This is a genomic window from Microbacterium sp. UFMG61, assembly GCF_015354505.1.
Lineage (GTDB): Bacteria > Actinomycetota > Actinomycetes > Actinomycetales > Microbacteriaceae > Microbacterium.
Genome location: NZ_JACAFP010000018.1, coordinates 21754 through 39684, shown reverse-complemented (window position 1 = coordinate 39684; position 17931 = coordinate 21754). Strand labels below are relative to the sequence as shown.

At 68.0% G+C, this 17931-nt stretch carries 20 protein-coding genes; 19 read left to right on the top strand and 1 reads right to left on the bottom strand.

Features of this window, described 5'->3' with window-relative positions; all coding sequences use genetic code 11:
• Nucleotides 1–421 precede the first annotated feature (421 nt).
• Both priA and IXW21_RS16995 read left to right on the top strand, forming a co-directional pair.
• Nucleotides 422–1168: a bifunctional 1-(5-phosphoribosyl)-5-((5-phosphoribosylamino)methylideneamino)imidazole-4-carboxamide isomerase/phosphoribosylanthranilate isomerase PriA gene (gene priA, locus IXW21_RS17000; protein ID WP_194765422.1), complete on the top strand. Its 747-nt coding sequence runs from the start codon at nt 422–424 to the stop codon at nt 1166–1168.
• Nucleotides 1152–1976: an SseB family protein gene (locus IXW21_RS16995; RefSeq protein ID WP_194765421.1), complete on the top strand. Its 825-nt coding sequence runs from the start codon at nt 1152–1154 to the stop codon at nt 1974–1976. The genes priA and IXW21_RS16995 overlap by 17 nt, the downstream gene beginning before the upstream one ends.
• Nucleotides 1977–2147: 171 nt before the next feature.
• On the opposite strand, the gene IXW21_RS16990 is transcribed toward IXW21_RS16995, so the two are convergent.
• A complete protein-coding gene (locus tag IXW21_RS16990) occupies nt 2148–2546 on the bottom strand; it encodes a DUF1844 domain-containing protein (protein ID WP_194765420.1) in 399 nt (132 codons plus the stop codon).
• Nucleotides 2547–2778: 232 nt separating this feature from the next.
• Here IXW21_RS16990 and infC point away from each other — a divergent pair, with 232 nt between their 5' ends.
• From infC to IXW21_RS16905, 17 genes are all read left to right on the top strand, one after another.
• Nucleotides 2779–3429 carry a translation initiation factor IF-3 gene (gene infC / locus IXW21_RS16985; RefSeq protein ID WP_312171723.1) on the top strand — a complete coding sequence of 217 codons (651 nt, stop codon included), beginning with the start codon at nt 2779–2781 and terminating at the stop codon, nt 3427–3429.
• 73 nt (nt 3430–3502) lie between these two features.
• The gene (gene rpmI, locus IXW21_RS16980) at nt 3503–3697 is read left to right on the top strand and encodes a 50S ribosomal protein L35 (RefSeq protein ID WP_060927878.1); all 195 of its coding nucleotides are present in this window, start codon (nt 3503–3505) and stop codon (nt 3695–3697) included.
• 31 nt (nt 3698–3728) lie between these two features.
• Nucleotides 3729–4115, top strand: a complete 387-nt coding sequence (gene rplT / locus IXW21_RS16975; protein WP_045252681.1) for a 50S ribosomal protein L20 — start codon at nt 3729–3731, stop codon at nt 4113–4115.
• A gap of 103 nt (nt 4116–4218) precedes the next feature.
• Nucleotides 4219–5031: a TrmH family RNA methyltransferase gene (locus IXW21_RS16970; RefSeq protein ID WP_194765419.1), complete on the top strand. Its 813-nt coding sequence runs from the start codon at nt 4219–4221 to the stop codon at nt 5029–5031.
• An 85-nt stretch (nt 5032–5116) separates the two neighbouring features.
• A complete protein-coding gene (locus IXW21_RS16965; protein ID WP_194765418.1) occupies nt 5117–5785 on the top strand; it encodes a response regulator transcription factor in 669 nt (222 codons plus the stop codon).
• Between the two features lie 7 nt (nt 5786–5792).
• The gene (locus tag IXW21_RS16960; RefSeq protein WP_194765417.1) at nt 5793–7169 is read left to right on the top strand and encodes a sensor histidine kinase; all 1377 of its coding nucleotides are present in this window, start codon (nt 5793–5795) and stop codon (nt 7167–7169) included.
• A 14-nt stretch (nt 7170–7183) separates the two neighbouring features.
• A complete protein-coding gene (locus IXW21_RS16955; RefSeq protein ID WP_194765416.1) occupies nt 7184–8143 on the top strand; it encodes a TAXI family TRAP transporter solute-binding subunit in 960 nt (319 codons plus the stop codon).
• Between the two features lie 353 nt (nt 8144–8496).
• Nucleotides 8497–9246, top strand: coding sequence for an amino acid ABC transporter ATP-binding protein (locus IXW21_RS16950; RefSeq protein ID WP_416361105.1), 750 nt, complete (start codon nt 8497–8499; stop codon nt 9244–9246).
• 61 nt (nt 9247–9307) lie between these two features.
• A complete protein-coding gene (locus IXW21_RS16945) occupies nt 9308–10213 on the top strand; it encodes a glutamate ABC transporter substrate-binding protein (RefSeq protein WP_194765415.1) in 906 nt (301 codons plus the stop codon).
• A 63-nt stretch (nt 10214–10276) separates the two neighbouring features.
• The gene (locus tag IXW21_RS16940; protein WP_194765414.1) at nt 10277–10924 is read left to right on the top strand and encodes an amino acid ABC transporter permease; all 648 of its coding nucleotides are present in this window, start codon (nt 10277–10279) and stop codon (nt 10922–10924) included.
• Nucleotides 10921–11907, top strand: coding sequence for an amino acid ABC transporter permease (locus tag IXW21_RS16935; RefSeq protein ID WP_194765413.1), 987 nt, complete (start codon nt 10921–10923; stop codon nt 11905–11907). Before IXW21_RS16940 ends, IXW21_RS16935 begins: the two co-directional genes overlap by 4 nt.
• 49 nt (nt 11908–11956) lie before the next feature.
• Complete coding sequence (gene pheS / locus IXW21_RS16930) at nt 11957–12997, top strand: phenylalanine--tRNA ligase subunit alpha (protein WP_194765412.1); 1041 nt, start codon at nt 11957–11959, stop codon at nt 12995–12997.
• A complete protein-coding gene (pheT, locus tag IXW21_RS16925) occupies nt 12997–15516 on the top strand; it encodes a phenylalanine--tRNA ligase subunit beta (protein ID WP_194765411.1) in 2520 nt (839 codons plus the stop codon). The genes pheS and pheT overlap by 1 nt, the downstream gene beginning before the upstream one ends.
• A gap of 57 nt (nt 15517–15573) precedes the next feature.
• A complete protein-coding gene (locus IXW21_RS16920) occupies nt 15574–15807 on the top strand; it encodes a ribbon-helix-helix domain-containing protein (RefSeq protein WP_194765410.1) in 234 nt (77 codons plus the stop codon).
• Nucleotides 15719–16132, top strand: a complete 414-nt coding sequence (locus IXW21_RS16915; protein ID WP_323742294.1) for a type II toxin-antitoxin system PemK/MazF family toxin — start codon at nt 15719–15721, stop codon at nt 16130–16132. The genes IXW21_RS16920 and IXW21_RS16915 overlap by 89 nt, the downstream gene beginning before the upstream one ends.
• A 33-nt stretch (nt 16133–16165) precedes the next feature.
• Nucleotides 16166–16882 (top strand): DUF402 domain-containing protein, encoded by a 717-nt coding sequence (locus IXW21_RS16910; RefSeq protein ID WP_194765409.1) that lies wholly within the window; start codon nt 16166–16168, stop codon nt 16880–16882.
• A 64-nt stretch (nt 16883–16946) separates the two neighbouring features.
• On the top strand, nt 16947–17870 hold the full coding sequence (locus tag IXW21_RS16905) for an NAD-dependent epimerase/dehydratase family protein (RefSeq protein ID WP_323742293.1): 924 nt from the start codon (nt 16947–16949) through the stop codon (nt 17868–17870).
• Nucleotides 17871–17931 lie beyond the last annotated feature (61 nt).

Genomic DNA, 17931 nt, shown 5'->3' with positions numbered 1-17931 from the left:
GGGGTGGGCTGCGTGTCAGGCCGTGGTGGCACCGGCGGGATGGCGGGAGGCGGCGGAACGACGCGTGCCGCGGACGCCGCAGCGCGGGTCGTGGGTGCCGGCGAAGGAGATGCAGCAGATCGTGCCGGCGGCGGCGTGATCACCGAAGGACGCGCCGGCTCGTCGGCGGTCGGCAGTGTGGGGTCGACGGTCTCCGGAGCCTCGGGAGGCAGTGGGTTGCCTCGCCGGAGGGGGCCACCGCCTCGGGGTTCCGCATCGCGCACCATGGGGCATCTCCTCACCGATCGGACAGGTGTGTCTTCGAGGCTACCGCGTGGCGCTCGGTGTTCTCCGCGGTCATCATTTTGGAGCGGGCGGATGCGCGGGCTAATGTCGACTCTCGTGCCGACGAATCGGCCCACCCATCTCATCTGAGGACGTCATGAACGACTTCGCGCAGTCTCCTTCGCTCACTCTGCTCCCCGCCGTCGATGTCGCCGGCGGCAAGGCCGTCCGCCTCACGCAAGGCGAGGCCGGCACCGAGACGAGCTACGGCGACCCTTTGGATGCCGCGGGGGAGTGGGTCGCGCAGGGCGCGAAGTGGATCCACCTCGTCGACCTCGATGCCGCGTTCGGCCGGGGGAGCAACGCGCCGATCCTCCGCAAGGTCATCAAGCAGTTCAAGAACGTGAACATCGAGCTCTCCGGGGGCATCCGCGACGATGCGACGCTGGAGGCCGCGCTCGAGAGCGGCGCGACGCGTATCAATCTCGGCACCGCCGCGCTGGAGAACCCCGAGTGGGCGGCCGACGTCATCGGCCGCTACGGCGAGGCGATCGCCGTCGGGCTCGACGTCCGCGGAACGACTCTCGCGGCCCGTGGATGGACGAAGGACGGCGGAGACCTCTGGGAGGTCCTCGACCGTCTGGAGGATGCCGGGTGCAGCCGCTACGTCGTGACCGACGTCACGAAGGACGGCACGCTCAAGGGTCCGAACCTCGACCTGCTCCGCGAGATGACCTCGCGCACCCCGAAGCCCGTGGTCGCCTCCGGCGGCATCTCGAGCCTCGACGACATCGCCGCGCTGCGCGAGCTCGTGCCGCTCGGCGTCGAGGGAGCGATCGTCGGCAAGGCGCTCTACGCCGGTGCCTTCACGCTGGCTGAGGCGCTGGATGTCGCAGGGGACTGACGGCGCCTGCGGTCACGGCTCACAGGGCCCCGATTCGCACGATCAGGCCTCGGTGAACCGCGGCGATTCCGCCGGTGTTCCCTGGGAGGGGCGCAGCTTCGAGTCGAACCCGCATGCGGGCGACGACGGTTCTGCAGACCCCGCGCTCCTCGACGCGCTGTTGCGCTTCCGTGCGGGGGATGGCAGTCAGGCCGCCGTGGTCGACGCGTTCCGCTCGGCTCGGGTGCTGATACCGCTGATCGCCGAGAAGGGTGAAGAGGGCGTCGCGCCGAACGGGCTCACCGTCGACAAGACGCAGGAGCTCTCGATCGTGACGGTGGCGGCACCGGACGGACGCCGTGTGCAGCCGGTGTTCTCGTCGGTCGAGGCCATGCAGCGGTGGGATCCTTCCGCCCGCCCGATTCCGGTGGAAGCGCTCCGCGCCGCCCTCGCGGCGTCGGCGGAGGACACCGACCTGATCGTGCTCGACCCGACCTCGGACACCGAGTTCGTCTTCCGCCGCCCCGCCGTCTGGGCGATCGCGCAGGGGCTCGCCTGGGAGCCGAGCTTCCTGTCGCCCGAGGTCTTCGCCGCTCTGCAGGAAAGCGTCGCCCATGAGCTCGCGGTGATCGATGTCGCTGTGGCGGCCGGCGACCCGGACGCTCGTCTTCGCGGACCCGAGCTGATCGTGATCCTCGAACTCGTCGACGGTCTCGAGCGCGAGGTGCTCGACGCTGTACTCGCCCGTCTGGCGCAGCGCTGGGCGGCGGACGACCGCATCGCCGTGCTCGCCGACTCGCTGACCGTGAAGCTGCGCCGCTCGGCCTGAGTCCCCTACTTCGCAGAGGTCAAGACCGGCGGTTCCGACCGGACACGCAGCGAGGGCGCAGGGATCTTCCGTTGCGGAGAATCGGGAGGGGCCCACGAAGTGGGAGGGTCCCCGCTCTTCTCCGCAACGGAAGATCCCGGAGCCCGGACCACGAGATCAAGGCGAAGCTGTCTAGTTGACCGGCCCCGTCCACTTCTCGCCCGGACCCTTGCCGATCGGGTCGGGGATCGTGGAGGCCTCGCGGAACGCGAGCTGGAGAGAGCGAAGGCCGTCGCGCAGTGAACGCGCGTGCATGTCGCTGATCTCGGGGGCGCCGGCGGTGATGAGCCCGGCGAGCGAGTTGATGAGCTTGCGGGCCTCATCGAGATCGAGCTGCTCGGCGGCCTTCGGGTCGTCGGCGAGTCCGAGCTTCACGGCTGCGGCGCTCATCAGGTGCACGGCTGCTGTCGTGATCACCTCGACGGCGGGTACGTCCGCGATGTCCCGAGTGGCGGAGGACGCCGCCTCCTCCTGCCGCGCCCAGCGCTCTTCGCGCTCGCGTGCTGCCTCGTCCGATGCCTGGTTCGTCACTTCGCCTTGCCTTCTGTTAGACTGTGTCGGGCTCCGGAGCGTCATGCTCCGGCACGAAAGAGGATTCACTTCCCACCCGCGCTTGCCGTTCCAGGCTACCGGGTCTTGCACTCCACCGGATCGCGTCGTCAGATGCATCCGGCAGGCAGGGTGCAGAGCCGGCGTCTGAATGCCGGTGGGTGGGGGACGATTCTGATTTCGCCCGGGATGCTGACAGCATCCTGGTGGCCGAATCCCATCGTCTAAGGAGTTCCGCATCAGCGATCCCCGCACCAATGAGCGCATCCGCGTCCCCGAGGTCCGCCTCGTCGGGCCCGCGGGTGAGCAGATCGGCGTCGTCCGCATCGAGGCGGCGCTGCGCCTTGCGCAGGAAGCCGACCTCGACCTCGTCGAGGTCGCACCCAACTCGAAGCCGCCCGTGGTCAAGATCATGGACTACGGCAAGTTCAAGTACGAAGCCGCCCAGAAGGAGAAGGAAGCTCGCCGCAACCAGGCGAACACCATTCTCAAAGAGGTCCGCTTCCGTCTGAAGATCGAGGCGCACGACTACACGACGAAGCTCAAGCGCGCTGAGGGCTTCCTCAAGGCCGGCGACAAGGTGAAGGCCATGATCCTGTTCCGCGGTCGCGAGCAGTCGCGTCCCGAGCAGGGTGTGCGTCTGCTGCGCAAGTTCGCTGAGGACGTCGCGGAGCTGGGCACCGTCGAGTCGAACCCGACCATCGACGGTCGCAACATGGTCATGATCGTGGCTCCGCTGAAGAGCAAGTCCGAGGCCAAGCAGGAGCAGAACGCCGTTCGCGATGCGCAGCGCGCAGCGAACAAGCAGGCTGCCCGTGAAGCCAAGAGCGACACCGACGCCCCGGCCGAGGTCGCAGCGGAGTAACACCCGCCCCACAGACTCCCGCACCGCGGGTTGACACCGTCGCCTGAGAAGGCGCCATACGAAGGAAGAGAAGATGCCGAAGCAGAAGACCCACTCGGGTGCTAAGAAGCGCTTCAAGATCACCGGCAGCGGCAAGCTGAAGAAGCAGCAGGCCGGCATGCGCCACAACCTCGAGCACAAGTCGAGCCGTCGCACCCGTCGTCTGAACCAGGACCAGGTGCTGTCGAAGGCAGACTTCAAGGTCGCGAAGAAGCTTCTCGGTCGCTGAGCGCCCGAACGCAGAATAGGAATACAGGAAAATGGCAAGAGTCAAGCGGGCGGTAAACGCCCACAAGAAGCGTCGGGTCATCCTCGAGCGCGCCTCCGGCTACCGCGGTCAGCGTTCGCGCCTCTACCGCAAGGCCAAGGAACAGGTCATCCACTCCCTGGTCTACTCGTACCGGGACCGTCGCAAGCGCAAGGGCGACTTCCGTCGTCTCTGGATCCAGCGCATCAACGCCGCTGCACGCCAGAACGGCATCACGTACAACCGCTTCATCCAGGGCCTCGGCCTCGCGGGCGTGACCGTGGACCGTCGTATGCTCGCCGACCTCGCGGTCAACGACGCAGCGACGTTCACGACTCTGGTCGAGACGGCCAAGAAGGCTCTGCCCTCTGACGTCAACGCACCGAAGTCGGCCGCGTAAGCAGCTCTTCACACAGAGGACGCTCTCCTTCGGGAGGGCGTCCTCTGTCGTTCTCCCCGGGCGTCTGCGCGGGAGGGCCCGCTCGGGTGCCTAGACTGTGAACGTGCTGGAGAACCCCCGCTCCCCCCGAGTCCGTGCTGTCGCGAAGCTGACGAAGCGCAGCGCGCGAACAGAGACCGGTCTGTACCTTCTCGAAGGTCCGCAGGCCGTGCGCGAGGCGCTGACCTACAGTCCCGAGGCGATCGTGGAGCTCTTCGCGACGCCGACCGGATGGGAGAAGCATCCTGACATCCGGGCGAAGGCGACGGATGCCGATGTCGACGTCGAGTACGTCACGGAGTACGTGCTGAACGCGATGGCCGACACGGTGACTCCGCAGGGGCTCGTCGCCGTGGTCCGGCAGACCCCGACGTCGGTGCGCGACATCTTCGCGGCGTCGCCCCGGTTGGTCGCGATCTGCGAGGAGATCCGGGACCCCGGCAATCTCGGCACGATCATCCGGGCCGCGGATGCCGCAGGGGCGGACGCGGTGATCCTCACCGGAAAGACCGTCGACCCCTACAACCCGAAGGTCGTGCGGGCGACGACAGGCTCGCTGTTCCACCTGCCGGTGTCCGTCGGAGCGGAGCTGCCCGACGTGATCGAGAAGGCACATGCTGCGGGTCTCCGCATCCTCGCCGCAGATGTGAAGGGCGACGACCTGTTGCAGGCTCGCGCGGAGGGTGTTCTCGCAGAGCCCACGGGCTGGCTGTTCGGCAACGAGGCGCGTGGCCTCGAGGACGATGCTCTCGACCTGGCCGATCGGGTGCTCAGGCTTCCGATCTTCGGCAAGGCCGAATCGCTGAACCTCGCCACAGCCGCGAGCGTGTGCCTCTATGAGAGCGCGTTCGCGCAGCGGGCGGCCGGCTCCGAGTGAGCCGCGCGGTCTGAGGCGTCGGGAAGCCCGCTCGCACGCTGGTAGGTTTGTCCCCTGCACCAGCAGGAGAAGGGGACCGGAGTCGATGCGGATTCTGATCGTGGAGGACGACGAGCGTGTCGCCGCCGCACTCGACGCATTCCTGGTCCGCTCCGGGTACGCGACCGCACGTGCCGCCGACGGCGCATCCGCTCTGCAGATGATCGGCGCGGACACCGAGGTGGTGCTCCTCGACCTCGGACTCCCCGACGTCGACGGCATCGATCTCTGTCGGCGCATCCGCGGCCGCAGTGATGTGCCGATCGTGATCGTGACCGCGCGCAACCAGGTGACCGAGCGGATCAAGGGTCTCCGTGCGGGTGCCGACGACTTCGTCGTCAAACCGTACGACGTGCACGAGCTCCTCGCGCGCATCGAGGCGGTCACGCGTCGTTCGCGCCCGGTGCGTCCGGAATCCGAGGCCAACGTGCTGCTTCACGACGGTGCCGTCGAGATCGACCTCGTGGGTCGTCAGGTGCTGGTCGATCGGTCGCCGATCGATCTCACGCGCAAGGAGTTCGACATCATGGCCGTGCTCGCCCGGTATCCCGGCGTCGCGGTGCCGAAGGAGCGTCTCATCCGCGAGGTGTGGAACACCGACTGGCGTGGATTCGGGCACTCGCTCGAGGTGCATGTCGGCGCGATCCGCAAGAAGACGGGACAGCGCGGGGTGATCGAGACCGTGCGCGGTGTCGGCTATCGACTGGTCGGGTGATGGGGTCGTGCGCAGACGTCTGATCGTCGTGTTCCTCGTACCGCTCGTGGCGATCCTGGTGTCGCTCGGCGGTGCCGCGGCGTGGAGTGCCACGCGCAGCGTCCAACAGGCCTTCTACACCCAGCAGCTGGGCGATCTCGGCTACTTCGTCACGAGCGCGCGCCAGGCGCTGCGGTCGGGGAGCGCCACGGTCATCGACGCCGAGGTCCAGCGTTTCCGGGAGGTGTACGACATCGACGTGGTCGTGTTCGATCCGTCCGGTACCGTCTGGGCGGCAGGCGAGGGCAGCGCCGCAGAGCTCCCTGATGACCAGGCCGCACGTGTCGGTCTCGCGCTCTCCGGGCGACGATCCGAGCCCCCTGCACCCGTTCTGCCGTGGAGCGCCACGCGTTCCACCGTCATCGAGCCCGTCTTCGACGACGGCGATGTGATCGGCGCCGTGATGGTCTCCGCAGACGTCGGTGCGCCGAGGACGGAGATCATCCAGCAGATCGTGGTGCTCTCGGCGGTGGCCCTGTTCTCGATCGGCGTCGCGGTCCTGCTGGTCTTCCGTCTCGCCCGGTGGGTGCTCGCGCCGGTGCGGCGTCTCGACGAGGCGATGGTGGCCATCGAGCGCGGCGAGATGGACACGAGGGTGGCCGAGGACACCGGCCCGCCGGAACTGCGACGGATGACCAGGGTGTTCAACGGCATGGCCGATGAGATCGAGCGCGTCATGACCCGACAGCAGGAGTTCGCGGTGAACGCCTCGCATGAGCTTCGTAACCCGCTGAATGCGCTGCTGCTGAGGGTCGAGCATCTCGCGACCGGACTCGGCCGCGACTGGCAGGACGATATCGAGGAGACGCGCGAGGAGGGGCGGCGCATGACGCGCATCCTCGAGACCCTGCTCGGTCTCGCCCGCGGTGGACGTGCCGACACCACCGTCTCGACCGTCGACCTCATCGCGCTCGCCGGACGACGGGTGGAGGCCTGGAGAGATGTGGCGGCGCAGAAGGGGATCACGATCGCGATGAGGGGGAGCGCCGCAGTGGTGAGTGTGACCGACCGGACGATCGTCGAGAGCGCTCTGGACGCGGTGATCGACAATGCGGTCAAGTACTCTCCGTCGGGCTCGATGATCGAGGTCGAGGCGATCCGCGAGCGCGGAGTGTGTCTCCTCACGGTGCGAGACGATGGACCCGGACTGGCTCACGATGAGGTCGATGCTGCGACCGGCAGGTTCTGGCGCAGTGACGACGTCTCCGACAAGCCGGGAACCGGACTGGGACTGGCCATCGCGACGGACCTGCTCGAGGTGATCGGCGGCGGGGTGAGCGTCGAGTCCCCGGAGAGCGGGGGGCTGCTCGTCTCGCTGATACTCCCGGACGGGGCCGCAGTATGAACCGGAGGGGGCGGATGCCGAGCTTCCGACGACTGGTTGCCGCGGTGATGATCGCGGGGGTGGTCGCGTCGATGACCGCCTGCGCGGGTCGTTCGGCGGAGTGGACGGACGGCGACCACGCGGTCGCCGGCGGAGGCGCAGACGGGGTGTACTTCGCGTACGGCGAGAGTCTCGCCGATGAGCTGTCGACCTCGCTCGATGTGCCGTTCGTGGTCGAAGAGACCGCGGGCTCGGTCGACAACCTGCTGAGGGTGGAGTCGGGGGAGGCCCTCGTCGGTTTCGCCCAGGGGGATGCGGCGGCGGATGCCGTGGCCGGCGCGGGATCCTTCGACGAGCCTCTCGCCGTCCAGGCCGTCGCGCGCCTCTACGACGAGTATCTGCACGTGGTCGTGCGGGGAGAGTCGGACATCCACGGGATCGCCGATCTCCCGGGCCGCACCGTCTCGCTCGGCGCGGAGAACTCGGGGGTCAATGTGATCGCCGATCGTGTGCTCGACGCGGCCGGAGTCGATGTCGCCTCACTGCAGGATCGCCGACTCGACCTCGCCGAGTCGATCGAGGCTCTGGAACGATCGGAGATCGACGCGTTCTTCTGGGTCGGAGGAATCCCGACCCCCGGAATCGCAGATCTCTCGGAGGAGGTGCCGGTGCGGTTGCTGCCCATCGAGCAGAGCTGGGTCGACGAGGTGAACCGACGTCACTCCGATGCCTATCGCTCCTCCGACCTGCCGGTCGGCCTCTACCGACTGGACGAGTCGACGACCACGCTGGCGGTACCGAACTACCTCGTCACCTCCGCGAGCACCCCTCCGGGTGTGGTGCGCGACGTGGTGGCCGGACTGTTCGACGCGCGCATCCGCCTCGCCGAACGGGTCCCGATGGCGGCGCTGCTCGACAGGACCCAGGCGATCTTCACCGGCCCCGTACCGCTGCATCCCGGAGCCGTCGAGTACTACCGAGCGCAGCGCGACTGAGCCCTCAAGATATCCTCAAGAAGCTCTCGTCCCGGCGGCGGCCTCTGACAATGTGGGGATCGATCGCAGACGGTTCGACGGAGAATTCAGATGCCACAGAGCATTCGCCCTTCATGCAGGTGGATGCTCGGCTCTTCGCTCGAGTCGGACGGTGATCGCATCCGATCGGAGGCTTGCCGTTCCGTATCCCTCGGGGGAGGAGCGAGACGGCAGGAACGCCCCCACGGTTCGCGGGGGCGGACCGTGGGGCACTCCGTCTCTCGGACACCACCCACTTGTACCCGCCATTACGAACGTGTAAATCTCGAAGAGTCTGCCTGGAGGCGATCCGATCGCCTGGGTAGTTTGGAGCAATGATGACCTCTGGCAAGCCCCTCGTCGTGGTGGACAACGTGCAGAAGCACTATGGCGACTTCCAGGCGCTCACGGATATCGATCTCACCGTGAACGCCGGTGAGGTCGTCGTCGTGATCGGTCCGTCCGGTTCCGGGAAGTCGACCCTGTGTCGCACGATCAACCGACTCGAGACGATCACGAGCGGCACGATCAGCATCGACGGCAAGGCGCTCCCTGCCGAGGGCAAAGGCCTCGCGCATCTTCGCGCCGACGTCGGAATGGTCTTCCAGTCGTTCAACCTGTTCGCGCATCTGACGATCCTCGAGAATGTGACCCTCGGGCCCATCAAGGTCCGTGGCATGAAGAAGGCGGATGCCGAGAAGGAGGCGATGACCCTGCTCGAGCGCGTGGGCGTCGCCCAGCAGGCGTCGAAGCTGCCCGCACAGCTCTCCGGCGGACAGCAGCAGCGCGTGGCGATCGCCCGTGCCCTGGCCATGCAGCCCAAGGTCATGCTGTTCGACGAGCCGACGAGTGCGCTCGACCCCGAGATGATCAACGAGGTGCTCGACGTCATGGTCGAGCTCGCCCGCGACGGCATGACCATGATCGTCGTGACGCACGAGATGGGCTTCGCCCGGAAGGCGGCGAACCGGGTCGTCTTCATGGCCGACGGTCGCATCGTGGAGGAGGCGACTCCCGAGGAGTTCTTCACGGCGCCGAAGAGCGACCGCGCCAAGGACTTCCTCTCGAAGCTCCTCACGCACTGACAGAACCCGTCCGCACCAGGACTCACAGACCCTGCACACACAGCACACGAAGGAGACGCACATGCGACGCACACGGACACTGGCAGGAATCGGGATCGCGGCAGCAGCGCTGCTCGCCCTGACCGCCTGCAACAGCGGCAGCCCGTCCAACCCCGGCGGAGGCACCGGTGGCGACGAGGGCGGCGAGGACTCGACGTGGTTCGAGGTCGCCAGCGACGTGCAGCTCGAGGGCAGCCCGACGTTCGACACCATCCAAGAGCGCGACAAGGTCGTCATCGGGGTCAAGGAAGACCAGCCCGGTCTCGGCTACCTCGATGTCACGACCGACGAGCGCACCGGCTTCGACGTGGACATCGCGCGGTGGATCGCGGCCTCGCTCGGCTACGACGAGGACAAGATCGAGTTCAAGGCGATCGCCTCCGCGAACCGCGAGCAGGCGATCGTGAACGGCGACATCGACTACTACGTCGGCACGTACTCGATCACCGACAAGCGCAAGGAGCAGATCGCCTTCGCCGGTCCGTACTTCATCACGGGTCAGGGCCTGCTCGTCGGCACGGACAGCGACATCGAGAGCGAAGCCGACCTGGGACCCGACACCACGGTGTGCTCGGCCACGGGTTCGACCCCGATCCAGAACATCCGGACCAACTACCCGGAGGTCCCCACCAAGGAGTTCGACCTCTACTCGGCATGCGTCGAGGCGCTTCTCTCGGGCGAGGTCCAGGCGGTCACCACCGACCAGGCCATCCTGATCGGATACGCGGCCCAGGACCCCGACAACCTCAAGGTCGTCGGCGAGCCGTTCACCGAGGAGCGCTACGGCGTCGGCCTCGCGAAGGATGACGCTGCTCTGCAGGAGCACATCAACACGCTGTTCACCGACGGCGGCGACATCTGGCAGGCGATCTTCGACGCGAACCTCGGATCGTCGGGCATCGAAGTCAGCCAGCCCGCAGTCGACTGATCTACCCGAGGGGGCGGCCCATCCGAGCCGCCCCCTCCTCACACTCATGAAGGGGAGGGCGGCGTGGACGTCATCTTCGGCAACACCGATCTCTGGGGACGAGCGCTCGGCAACACCCTGATGATCTTCGCCGGCGGCGCAGTGCTCGCGCTCGTCATCGGGATCATCGTCGGGGCCATGCGCGTCTCGCCCATCCCGATCGCCCGCGGCGTCGGGACGGTCTACGTCAACCTGATCCGCAACACCCCGCTGACCCTCGTCTTCTTCTTCTTCATCTTCGGCTACCCCCAGTTGGGCCTGCCGAAGCTGAGCACCACGGTTCTGGGCATCCTCGCGATCGGCATCTACACGGCCACGTACGTCGCCGAGGTGCTTCGCGCCGGAATCAACACCGTCCCCGTCGGACAGGCCGAAGCGGCCCGCGCGATCGGTCTCCCGTTCGGCCAGGTGATGACTCTCGTCGTGCTGCCGCAGGCCTTCCGCTCGGTCGTGCCGCCGATGATGAGCGTCTTCATCGCGCTGCTCAAGAACACGACCGTGGCCGCGGGCTTCTCCGTGCTCGAGCTCGGGGCCATCCGCTCCTATCTCAGCGAGCGCGGAGAGAACGCCCTCGTCGTCCTGCTCTGGGTCGCCGCCATCTTCGTCGCCCTCGTGCTGCTGCTCAGCTGGCTCCAGCGCTATCTCGAGAACAAGTGGAGGATCGCGCGATGACTTCCGTCCTGTACGACGTCCCCGGTCCCAAGGCGATCCTTCGCAACCGGCTCCTCGGTGTCGCGACGGTCATCGTCGTGCTCCTCCTGCTCGGTTTCATCGGCTACCGGTTCTACGAGAGCGGCCAGTTCGACGCCTCTCGTTGGTACGTCTTCACTTTCAGCGCCGTGTGGGAGCAGATCTTCGAGGCTCTCGGGCGCACGCTCGCCGCGTTCGCCGCGGCCGCCGGATTCAGCCTGATCGTCGGTTTCGTGCTCGCGATCGGGCGGCTGTCGGACCACGCATGGGTGCGGGTGCCGGTGACCGTCTTCACGGAGGTCTTCCGGGCCGTTCCGGTGCTCGTTCTGATGATGCTGCTGTACTACGGCCTGCCGGTCATCGGCGTCAAGATGGACCCGTACTGGGCCGTCGTCCTCGCTCTCATGGCCTACAACGGCTCTGTGCTCGCCGAGGTGCTGCGCGCCGGCGTCGAGTCGCTGCCGCGCGGCCAGAAGGAAGCCGGTTTCGCGATCGGTCTGCGCAAGAGCGGTGTGATGGGGCTGATCCTGCTGCCGCAGGCGATCAGGGCGATGCTCCCCGTGATCGTCGCTCAGCTCGTCGTCACTCTGAAGGACACGGCACTCGGCTTCATCATCACCTACCCGGAACTTCTGTACTTCGCGAAGCAGCTCACCTCGCAGCAGGGACGCCCTGTGCTGCAGTCCGCGTTCGTGATCGGCGGCATCTACATCATCATGTGCCTGATCCTGTCGGGGATCGCACGGTGGGTGGAGATCAAGACGCGACGTTCGCCCAAGGTCCAGGCCATCCGCGCCGCCGACGACCCTCGTCAGCATGAGGACGGCACCGACACGGAGCTCATCACTCTGCAGCGAGGGGGCAGCGGTCTCGGCGGCGGCATCGGAGGGCTCGGCGGAGGAGCTGACCACACAGCCGGCGACGGCGGCGGCTCCGGCGGCGGTGACGGCTCAGGCCCGAAGTGACGTCTGACCGGCGCGGGGCGTCCGCCTCGCGCCGGTAGACTCCTATCTCGTGTCTGAGTCACTCGAAATCACCCCGGAAGCGGTCGAAGCCGCTGTCGCGGCGGCGCTCGACGCCATCGCCGCGGCACGCGACACCGCCGAGCTGAAAGCGGCCCGCGCAGCGCATGTCGCCGACGGATCGCCACTGGCCGTCCTCAACGCGTCGATGCGTCGGGTCGCCCCCGAGAACAAGGCGGCGTTCGGCAAGCTCGTCGGTCAGGGCCGCGGCCAGGTCACGAAGGCACTGGCGGCCAAGGAGGCCGAGCTCGCCGCAGCGGAGGTCGCCGCGCGTCTCGACGCCGAGCGGGTCGACATCACCGCCGTGTCCTCTCGCACGCGCGTCGGCGCCCGGCATCCGCTCACCCTGCTCAGCGAGCAGATCTCCGACATCTTCGTCGGCATGGGGTGGGAGATCGCCGAGGGGCCCGAACTCGAGCACGAGTGGTTCAACTTCGATGCGCTGAACTTCGACGTCGATCACCCCGCTCGCCAGGAGCAGGACACCTTCTACGTCGACCCCGCCTCGCGTCACCTCGTGATGCGCACGCACACGAGTCCCGTGCAGGTGCGCTCGATGCTCGACCGCGACGTGCCGATCTACGTGCTCTGCCCGGGCCGGGTGTACCGCACCGACGAGTTCGACGCGACGCACCTGCCGGTGTTCACGCAGTTCGAGGGACTCGTGATCGACAAGGGCATCTCGATGGCGCACCTCAAGGGCACCCTCGACCACGTCGCCCGACAGCTCTTCGGGCCCGAGGCGAAGACGCGCTTCCGCACGAACTTCTTCCCCTTCACCGAGCCGTCCGCCGAGCTCGACCTGTGGCACCCGACCTTCAAGGGCGGCGCGCGCTGGATCGAGTGGGGCGGCTGCGGAATGGTCAATCCCAATGTGCTGCGCGCCGCGGGCATCGACCCCGATGTCTACAGCGGCTTCGCCTTCGGCATGGGCGTCGAGCGGGCACTCATGTTCCGCAGCGATGTCCAGGACATGAGGGACATGGCCGAGGGCGATGTCCGGTTCAGCGAGCAGTACGGGATGGTGGTGTGATGCGCGTCCCTCTTTCGTGGCTGCGTGAGTACGTCGATCTGGCGGAGGATGCCTCGCCCGACGATGTCTTCGAAGCGATGGTGTCCGTCGGCTTCGAAGAAGAGGACATCCACGGTTTCGAGATCTCGGGACCCGTGGTCGTCGGTCAGGTCGTCTCGCTCGAGCCGGAGCCCCAGTCGAACGGCAAGACGATCAACTGGTGCCAGGTCGATGTCGGCGAGGAACACGGTGGCGTTCGCGGCATCGTCTGCGGTGCGCACAACTTCGTCGCGGGAGACAAGGTCGTCGTGACCCTGCCCGGCGCCGTGCTGCCCGGTCCCTTCCCGATCGCCGCGCGCAAGACCTACGGGCACGTGTCCGACGGCATGATCGCCTCGGCTCGCGAGCTGGGGCTCGGCGACGAGCACAACGGCATCCTGGTGTTGGCCGACCTCGGTATCGACGCGCCGGTCGGCACCGACGCGATCTCCCTGCTCGGGCTCGACGACGTCGCTGTCGAGATCAACGTCACGCCCGACCGCGGATACGCGTTCTCGCTGCGCGGCGTGGCTCGCGAGTACTCGCACGCCACGGGTGCGGCCTTCCGCGACCCGGCCGAGCGGGATTTCGCCGAGCTGCAGCCCGGATCGGGCCACACCGCGATCATCGACGACACCGCGCCGGTGCGCGGCCGGGTGGGGGCCAGCGAGTTCGTGACCCGCGTCGTGCGCGGGGTCGACCCCGCGCGCCCGACACCGCCGTGGATGATCGCGCGCCTGTCGCTCGCCGGCATGCGCTCGCTCGGCATCCTGATCGACATCACCAACTACGTGATGCTCGAACTCGGACAGCCCCTGCACGGCTACGACCTCGACCGGCTCGCCGGTGGCATCACGGTGCGACGCGCGACCCCGGGCGAGAAGATGACCACACTCGACGGGCAGGAGCGTAAGCTCCACGTCGAGGACCTGCTGATCACCGACGACTCGGGGCCTATCGGTCTCGCCGGCGTCATGGGTGGCGGCACCACCGAGATGAGCGACACGACGCAGAACGTGCTCATCGAGGCGGCGACCTTCGATCCCGTGACGATCGCCCGCACCGCTCGCCGTCACAAGCTTCCCAGCGAGGCCTCCAAGCGCTTCGAGCGCGGCGTCGATCCGCTGATCCCGTTCGTCGCGGCTCGTCGCGCCGCCGATCTGATGGTCGAACTCGCGGGGGGAACGCTGACCGACGAGGGAGGCGCGCTGTTCGCCGAGGTCTTCGTCGCCGACATCGAACTGCCCACGGGCTTCGTGCAGGGGCTCATCGGTGTCGACTACTCGGATGCCGAGATCGAGAGCGCACTGACGATGATCGGTGCCGAGGTCAGCCCCTCGGCCGGCTCCGGTACACAGGACGGTTGGACCGTCATCCCGCCGACGTGGCGTCCCGACCTCACCGACAAGTGGTCTCTCGCCGAGGAGGTCGCGCGCATCCACGGCCTCGACCGCATTCCCTCGGTGCTGCCGACCCCGCCGTCGGGCCGCGGCCTCACGATGCACCAGCAGGGGCGCCGCCGCGTCGCGAACGCACTCGCGGCCGCCGGCTTCGTAGAGACGCCCTCGTTCCCGTTCACGACCGAGGCCGAGAACGATCGCCACGGCTCGGCATCGGGCGAGCATCTGCCGAGCATCCGCCTGGCCAACCCCCTCGACGGATCGGCGCCGTTCCTGCGCCGCTCGTTGATCCCGGGTCTCCTGCAGATCGCGCACCGCAACATCTCGCGGGGCCTCACGGATCTGGCGCTGTTCGAAACCGGTGTGGTCTTCTTGCCCGAGCCCGGCGTCGAGTACGGCACCGCCGAGGTTCCGCCGCTGGGCGCTCGTCCGAGCGACGAGACCCTCGCCGAGCTCAACGCGTCGATCCCGCCGCAGCACCGCCACGTCGCCGTGCTGCTGACGGGCAACGTCGTGGCCCGTCAGCCCGGCCGGGCCGCAGAGCCGGCCGGACTGTCGGATGCGATCGACGCCGTGCGGGTGATCGGAGAAGCCGCCGGAGTCGACATCGACATCGTCCAGTCCTCGCGTGCCGCGCTGCACCCGGGCCGCACCGGCGTGCTGAGCGTCGGTCACGTCGAGGTCGGATACATCGGAGAGCTCCACCCCGATGTCTCGGCCGGTGCTGATCTTCCCGGACGCGCCACGGTGCTCGAGCTCGACCTCGACGGCATCCTCGCCCTCGCCGGTCAGCGGGCCGTCGCGGCATCGCTGTCGACCTTCCCCGCCGCCACGCAGGACGTCTCGCTCGTCGTGGGTGCCGACGTGCCGGCAGGAGAGATCCGCGCGGCGCTGAGCGAGGGTGCTGGCGACCTGCTCGAGTCGGTGCGCCTCGTCGACGACTACCGGGGTGACGGCCTGCCCGAGGGATCGAAGAGCCTGACCTTCGCGCTGCGTTTCCGCGCCGACGATCGCACGCTCACCGCGGCCGAGGCCACGGAGGCGAAGCTCGCCGGCGTCGCCGTCGCCGCCGAGCGCTTCGGCGCGACGATCCGCGACTGATGGCTCGATACGCGAACTGCATACCGATATGGGATGCAGTTCGCGTATCGTTCTGGCATGAGCACCCAGATCGCCGTCCGATTGCCCGATGACACCGTGTCGCAACTCGACGCCATCGTGGCAACAGGTGGAGCGCCGAGCCGCACCGCGCTCGTGACGATCGCGATTCAGCGTGAGCTGCGTCGTCGTGCGGCCGAGCACGATGCGGGGATACTCGAGCGGCGGGGGGCCGGCGATGATCTGGACCCGCTGGTCGACTGGACTGTCTCCCGCCTCGAGGTCGAGATCTGACGTGCGGGAGATTTGCCTCGCGCGCCTCGACAAGACCCGGCCGGTCGTCGTTCTCACACGCGAGGCGGCACGCGGAGCCATGACCAAGGTCACGGTCGCGCCGATCACCACCACCGTCAAAGGACTGAGCAGCGAGGTGCCTGTGGGGCCGGCGGAGGGACTGGGCCGTCCCTGCGCGATCTCGCTGGACAATACGGTCACCGTTCCGGTCTCCGCGCTCGGCCGCACGCTCGGATTCCTGTCAGAAGCGCAGGAGGCGGCGGTTGCCATGGCAGTGATCCGCGCGTTCGATCTCGATGCGGTCGCCATCCTCGAGTCGCACTGAGGGTCGTCCGCGCGCCGGGGGTACCGTGTCGGGATGAGCATCCTTCCTCACAGCACCCCTGCCGCGGTGCCCGACGGTGTCCGTGCGATGGGTGAGGGGCCGTTCCTGCAGCCGGGTGAGCAGATCGACTGGCACTATCGCAAGCCGGGCTGGCAGCCCGGCGACGCATCGACCATCACGCCCATGCGTGTGGTCCGCGACGATGCGCGTGGGCTCGTGGCCTGGCTCGCACCCGGCACCCTCCAGGAGGGTCAGGGCACGCCCGCGGGTGAGAGGGTGCGCACGGTGCCGCTCGAGCGTCGGTGGCTCGAACCGCGCACGCGGATCGTCGAGGAATGGTGGGGCAACGGCATCCTGCGCATCGCGCCGGCGGGCGCGCCCTGGTCGGTCTGGCTGTTCTGGAGCGACGCGACCGGCGTCGACTGGACGTTCGCCGGATGGTACGTGAACCTCGAGAACGCACACCTGCGCACCGACCGCGACACCTACTCGTCGGATCACATCCTCGACGTCGAGATCGAGGCCGAGGGTTCCGTGTCTCTCAAAGACGAGGACGAGGTGATCGCGGCGATCGAGCAGGGGCGTCTCACGAGCGCGCAGGCGGCGCAGATCGAGCGGCACGCGGGCGCTGCGATCGAGTCGTTCCGCGCCGGGGAGTGGCCCTTCGACCCGGAATGGGTGCGGTGGCGTCCTGACCCGTCGTGGACAGTTCCGTCGCTCGCAGGTCTGGATGATCTGCGCACGCGGTGAGAGACGGATCCGCCGAGAGCGGAACCCCCTTCCCCTTCCCAGCCGTACCTGGTGACATGGGCGCATGACTGACGTGTTGATCCTCGGCGGAACGGGCTGGCTGTCGGGGCGCATCGCCCGCACGATGCTGCTGAACGGCGCCACGGTGATGTGCCTGGCCCGCGGAGGACGTCCGTCGCCTGACGGCGCGAGCCTCGTGATCGCCGACCGCGATGATGCGGAGGCCTACGCCGCGGTGTCCGGACGCGACTGGGACCACGTCATCGACATCTCATCGCGTGCCGCGCACGTCACCGCCGCCGTCGGCGCCCTGGGCGACAGAGCCGGGCGGTGGACCTACGTGTCATCGATGTCGGTGTACTCCGACGACGTGACGACAGGCGGGGACGAGACCTCGCCGGTGCATGCGCCCGCGGAACCCGGAGACGAGTACGACTACGGCGCCGAGAAGGTGGCCGCCGAGAACGTCGTGCGCACCCTCGGCGAGCGCGCCCTGATCGTGCGTCCGGGGCTGATCGTCGGTGAGGGCGATCCCAGCGACCGCTTCGGCTACTGGGCGGCGGCATTCCTCAGGGCGGTGGACGGGCCGGTGCTGATCCCGAACACCGACGGGCGCGACGTGCAGGTCATCGACGTCGATGACCTGACGGATTTCATCGCCACGACATCGACCACCGGGGTGGTCGACGCGATCGGTGATCAGCATCCGCTCTCCGAGGTCATCGCGAAGATGCGACGCAGTACGGGGCACGGAGGTGAGACGGTCGTCGCCGACGATGACTGGCTCGTCGCGAACGGCGTCGCGCACTGGGCGGGGGAGCGATCGCTGCCCCTCTGGCTGCCCGCCGACCTGACCGGATTCATGAGCCGGGTCAACGCGCGGTATCGCGCTGCGGGGGAGAACTGCGACCGCTCGACGAGACGATCACGACGGTCATCGCGGATGAGCGCGAGCGTGGCGTCGACCGCGAACGCCGCGCGGGGCTGAGCCGCGACGACGAGCTCGCGCTGCTGCACAGCCTCGACTGACCGCTTCGCATCGCTAGACT

What these genes read in the sequence shown, in the direction of transcription:
- IXW21_RS16955 (WP_194765416.1), top strand. Translation starts at nt 7,184, where the DNA reads ATGCCGAGCTTCCGACGACTGGTTGCCGCGGTGATGATCGCGGGGGTG.
- priA (WP_194765422.1), top strand. Translation starts at nt 422, where the DNA reads ATGAACGACTTCGCGCAGTCTCCTTCGCTCACTCTGCTCCCCGCCGTC.
- IXW21_RS16945 (WP_194765415.1), top strand. Translation starts at nt 9,308, where the DNA reads ATGCGACGCACACGGACACTGGCAGGAATCGGGATCGCGGCAGCAGCG.
- pheT (WP_194765411.1), top strand. Translation starts at nt 12,997, where the DNA reads ATGCGCGTCCCTCTTTCGTGGCTGCGTGAGTACGTCGATCTGGCGGAG.
- IXW21_RS16910 (WP_194765409.1), top strand. Translation starts at nt 16,166, where the DNA reads ATGAGCATCCTTCCTCACAGCACCCCTGCCGCGGTGCCCGACGGTGTC.
- IXW21_RS16950 (WP_416361105.1), top strand. Translation starts at nt 8,497, where the DNA reads ATGATGACCTCTGGCAAGCCCCTCGTCGTGGTGGACAACGTGCAGAAG.
- rpmI (WP_060927878.1), top strand. Translation starts at nt 3,503, where the DNA reads ATGCCGAAGCAGAAGACCCACTCGGGTGCTAAGAAGCGCTTCAAGATC.
- IXW21_RS16920 (WP_194765410.1), top strand. Translation starts at nt 15,574, where the DNA reads ATGAGCACCCAGATCGCCGTCCGATTGCCCGATGACACCGTGTCGCAA.
- IXW21_RS16935 (WP_194765413.1), top strand. Translation starts at nt 10,921, where the DNA reads ATGACTTCCGTCCTGTACGACGTCCCCGGTCCCAAGGCGATCCTTCGC.
- IXW21_RS16915 (WP_323742294.1), top strand. Translation starts at nt 15,719, where the DNA reads ATGCGGGGATACTCGAGCGGCGGGGGGCCGGCGATGATCTGGACCCGC.
- IXW21_RS16905 (WP_323742293.1), top strand. Translation starts at nt 16,947, where the DNA reads ATGACTGACGTGTTGATCCTCGGCGGAACGGGCTGGCTGTCGGGGCGC.
- IXW21_RS16965 (WP_194765418.1), top strand. Translation starts at nt 5,117, where the DNA reads ATGCGGATTCTGATCGTGGAGGACGACGAGCGTGTCGCCGCCGCACTC.
- rplT (WP_045252681.1), top strand. Translation starts at nt 3,729, where the DNA reads ATGGCAAGAGTCAAGCGGGCGGTAAACGCCCACAAGAAGCGTCGGGTC.
- IXW21_RS16995 (WP_194765421.1), top strand. Translation starts at nt 1,152, where the DNA reads ATGTCGCAGGGGACTGACGGCGCCTGCGGTCACGGCTCACAGGGCCCC.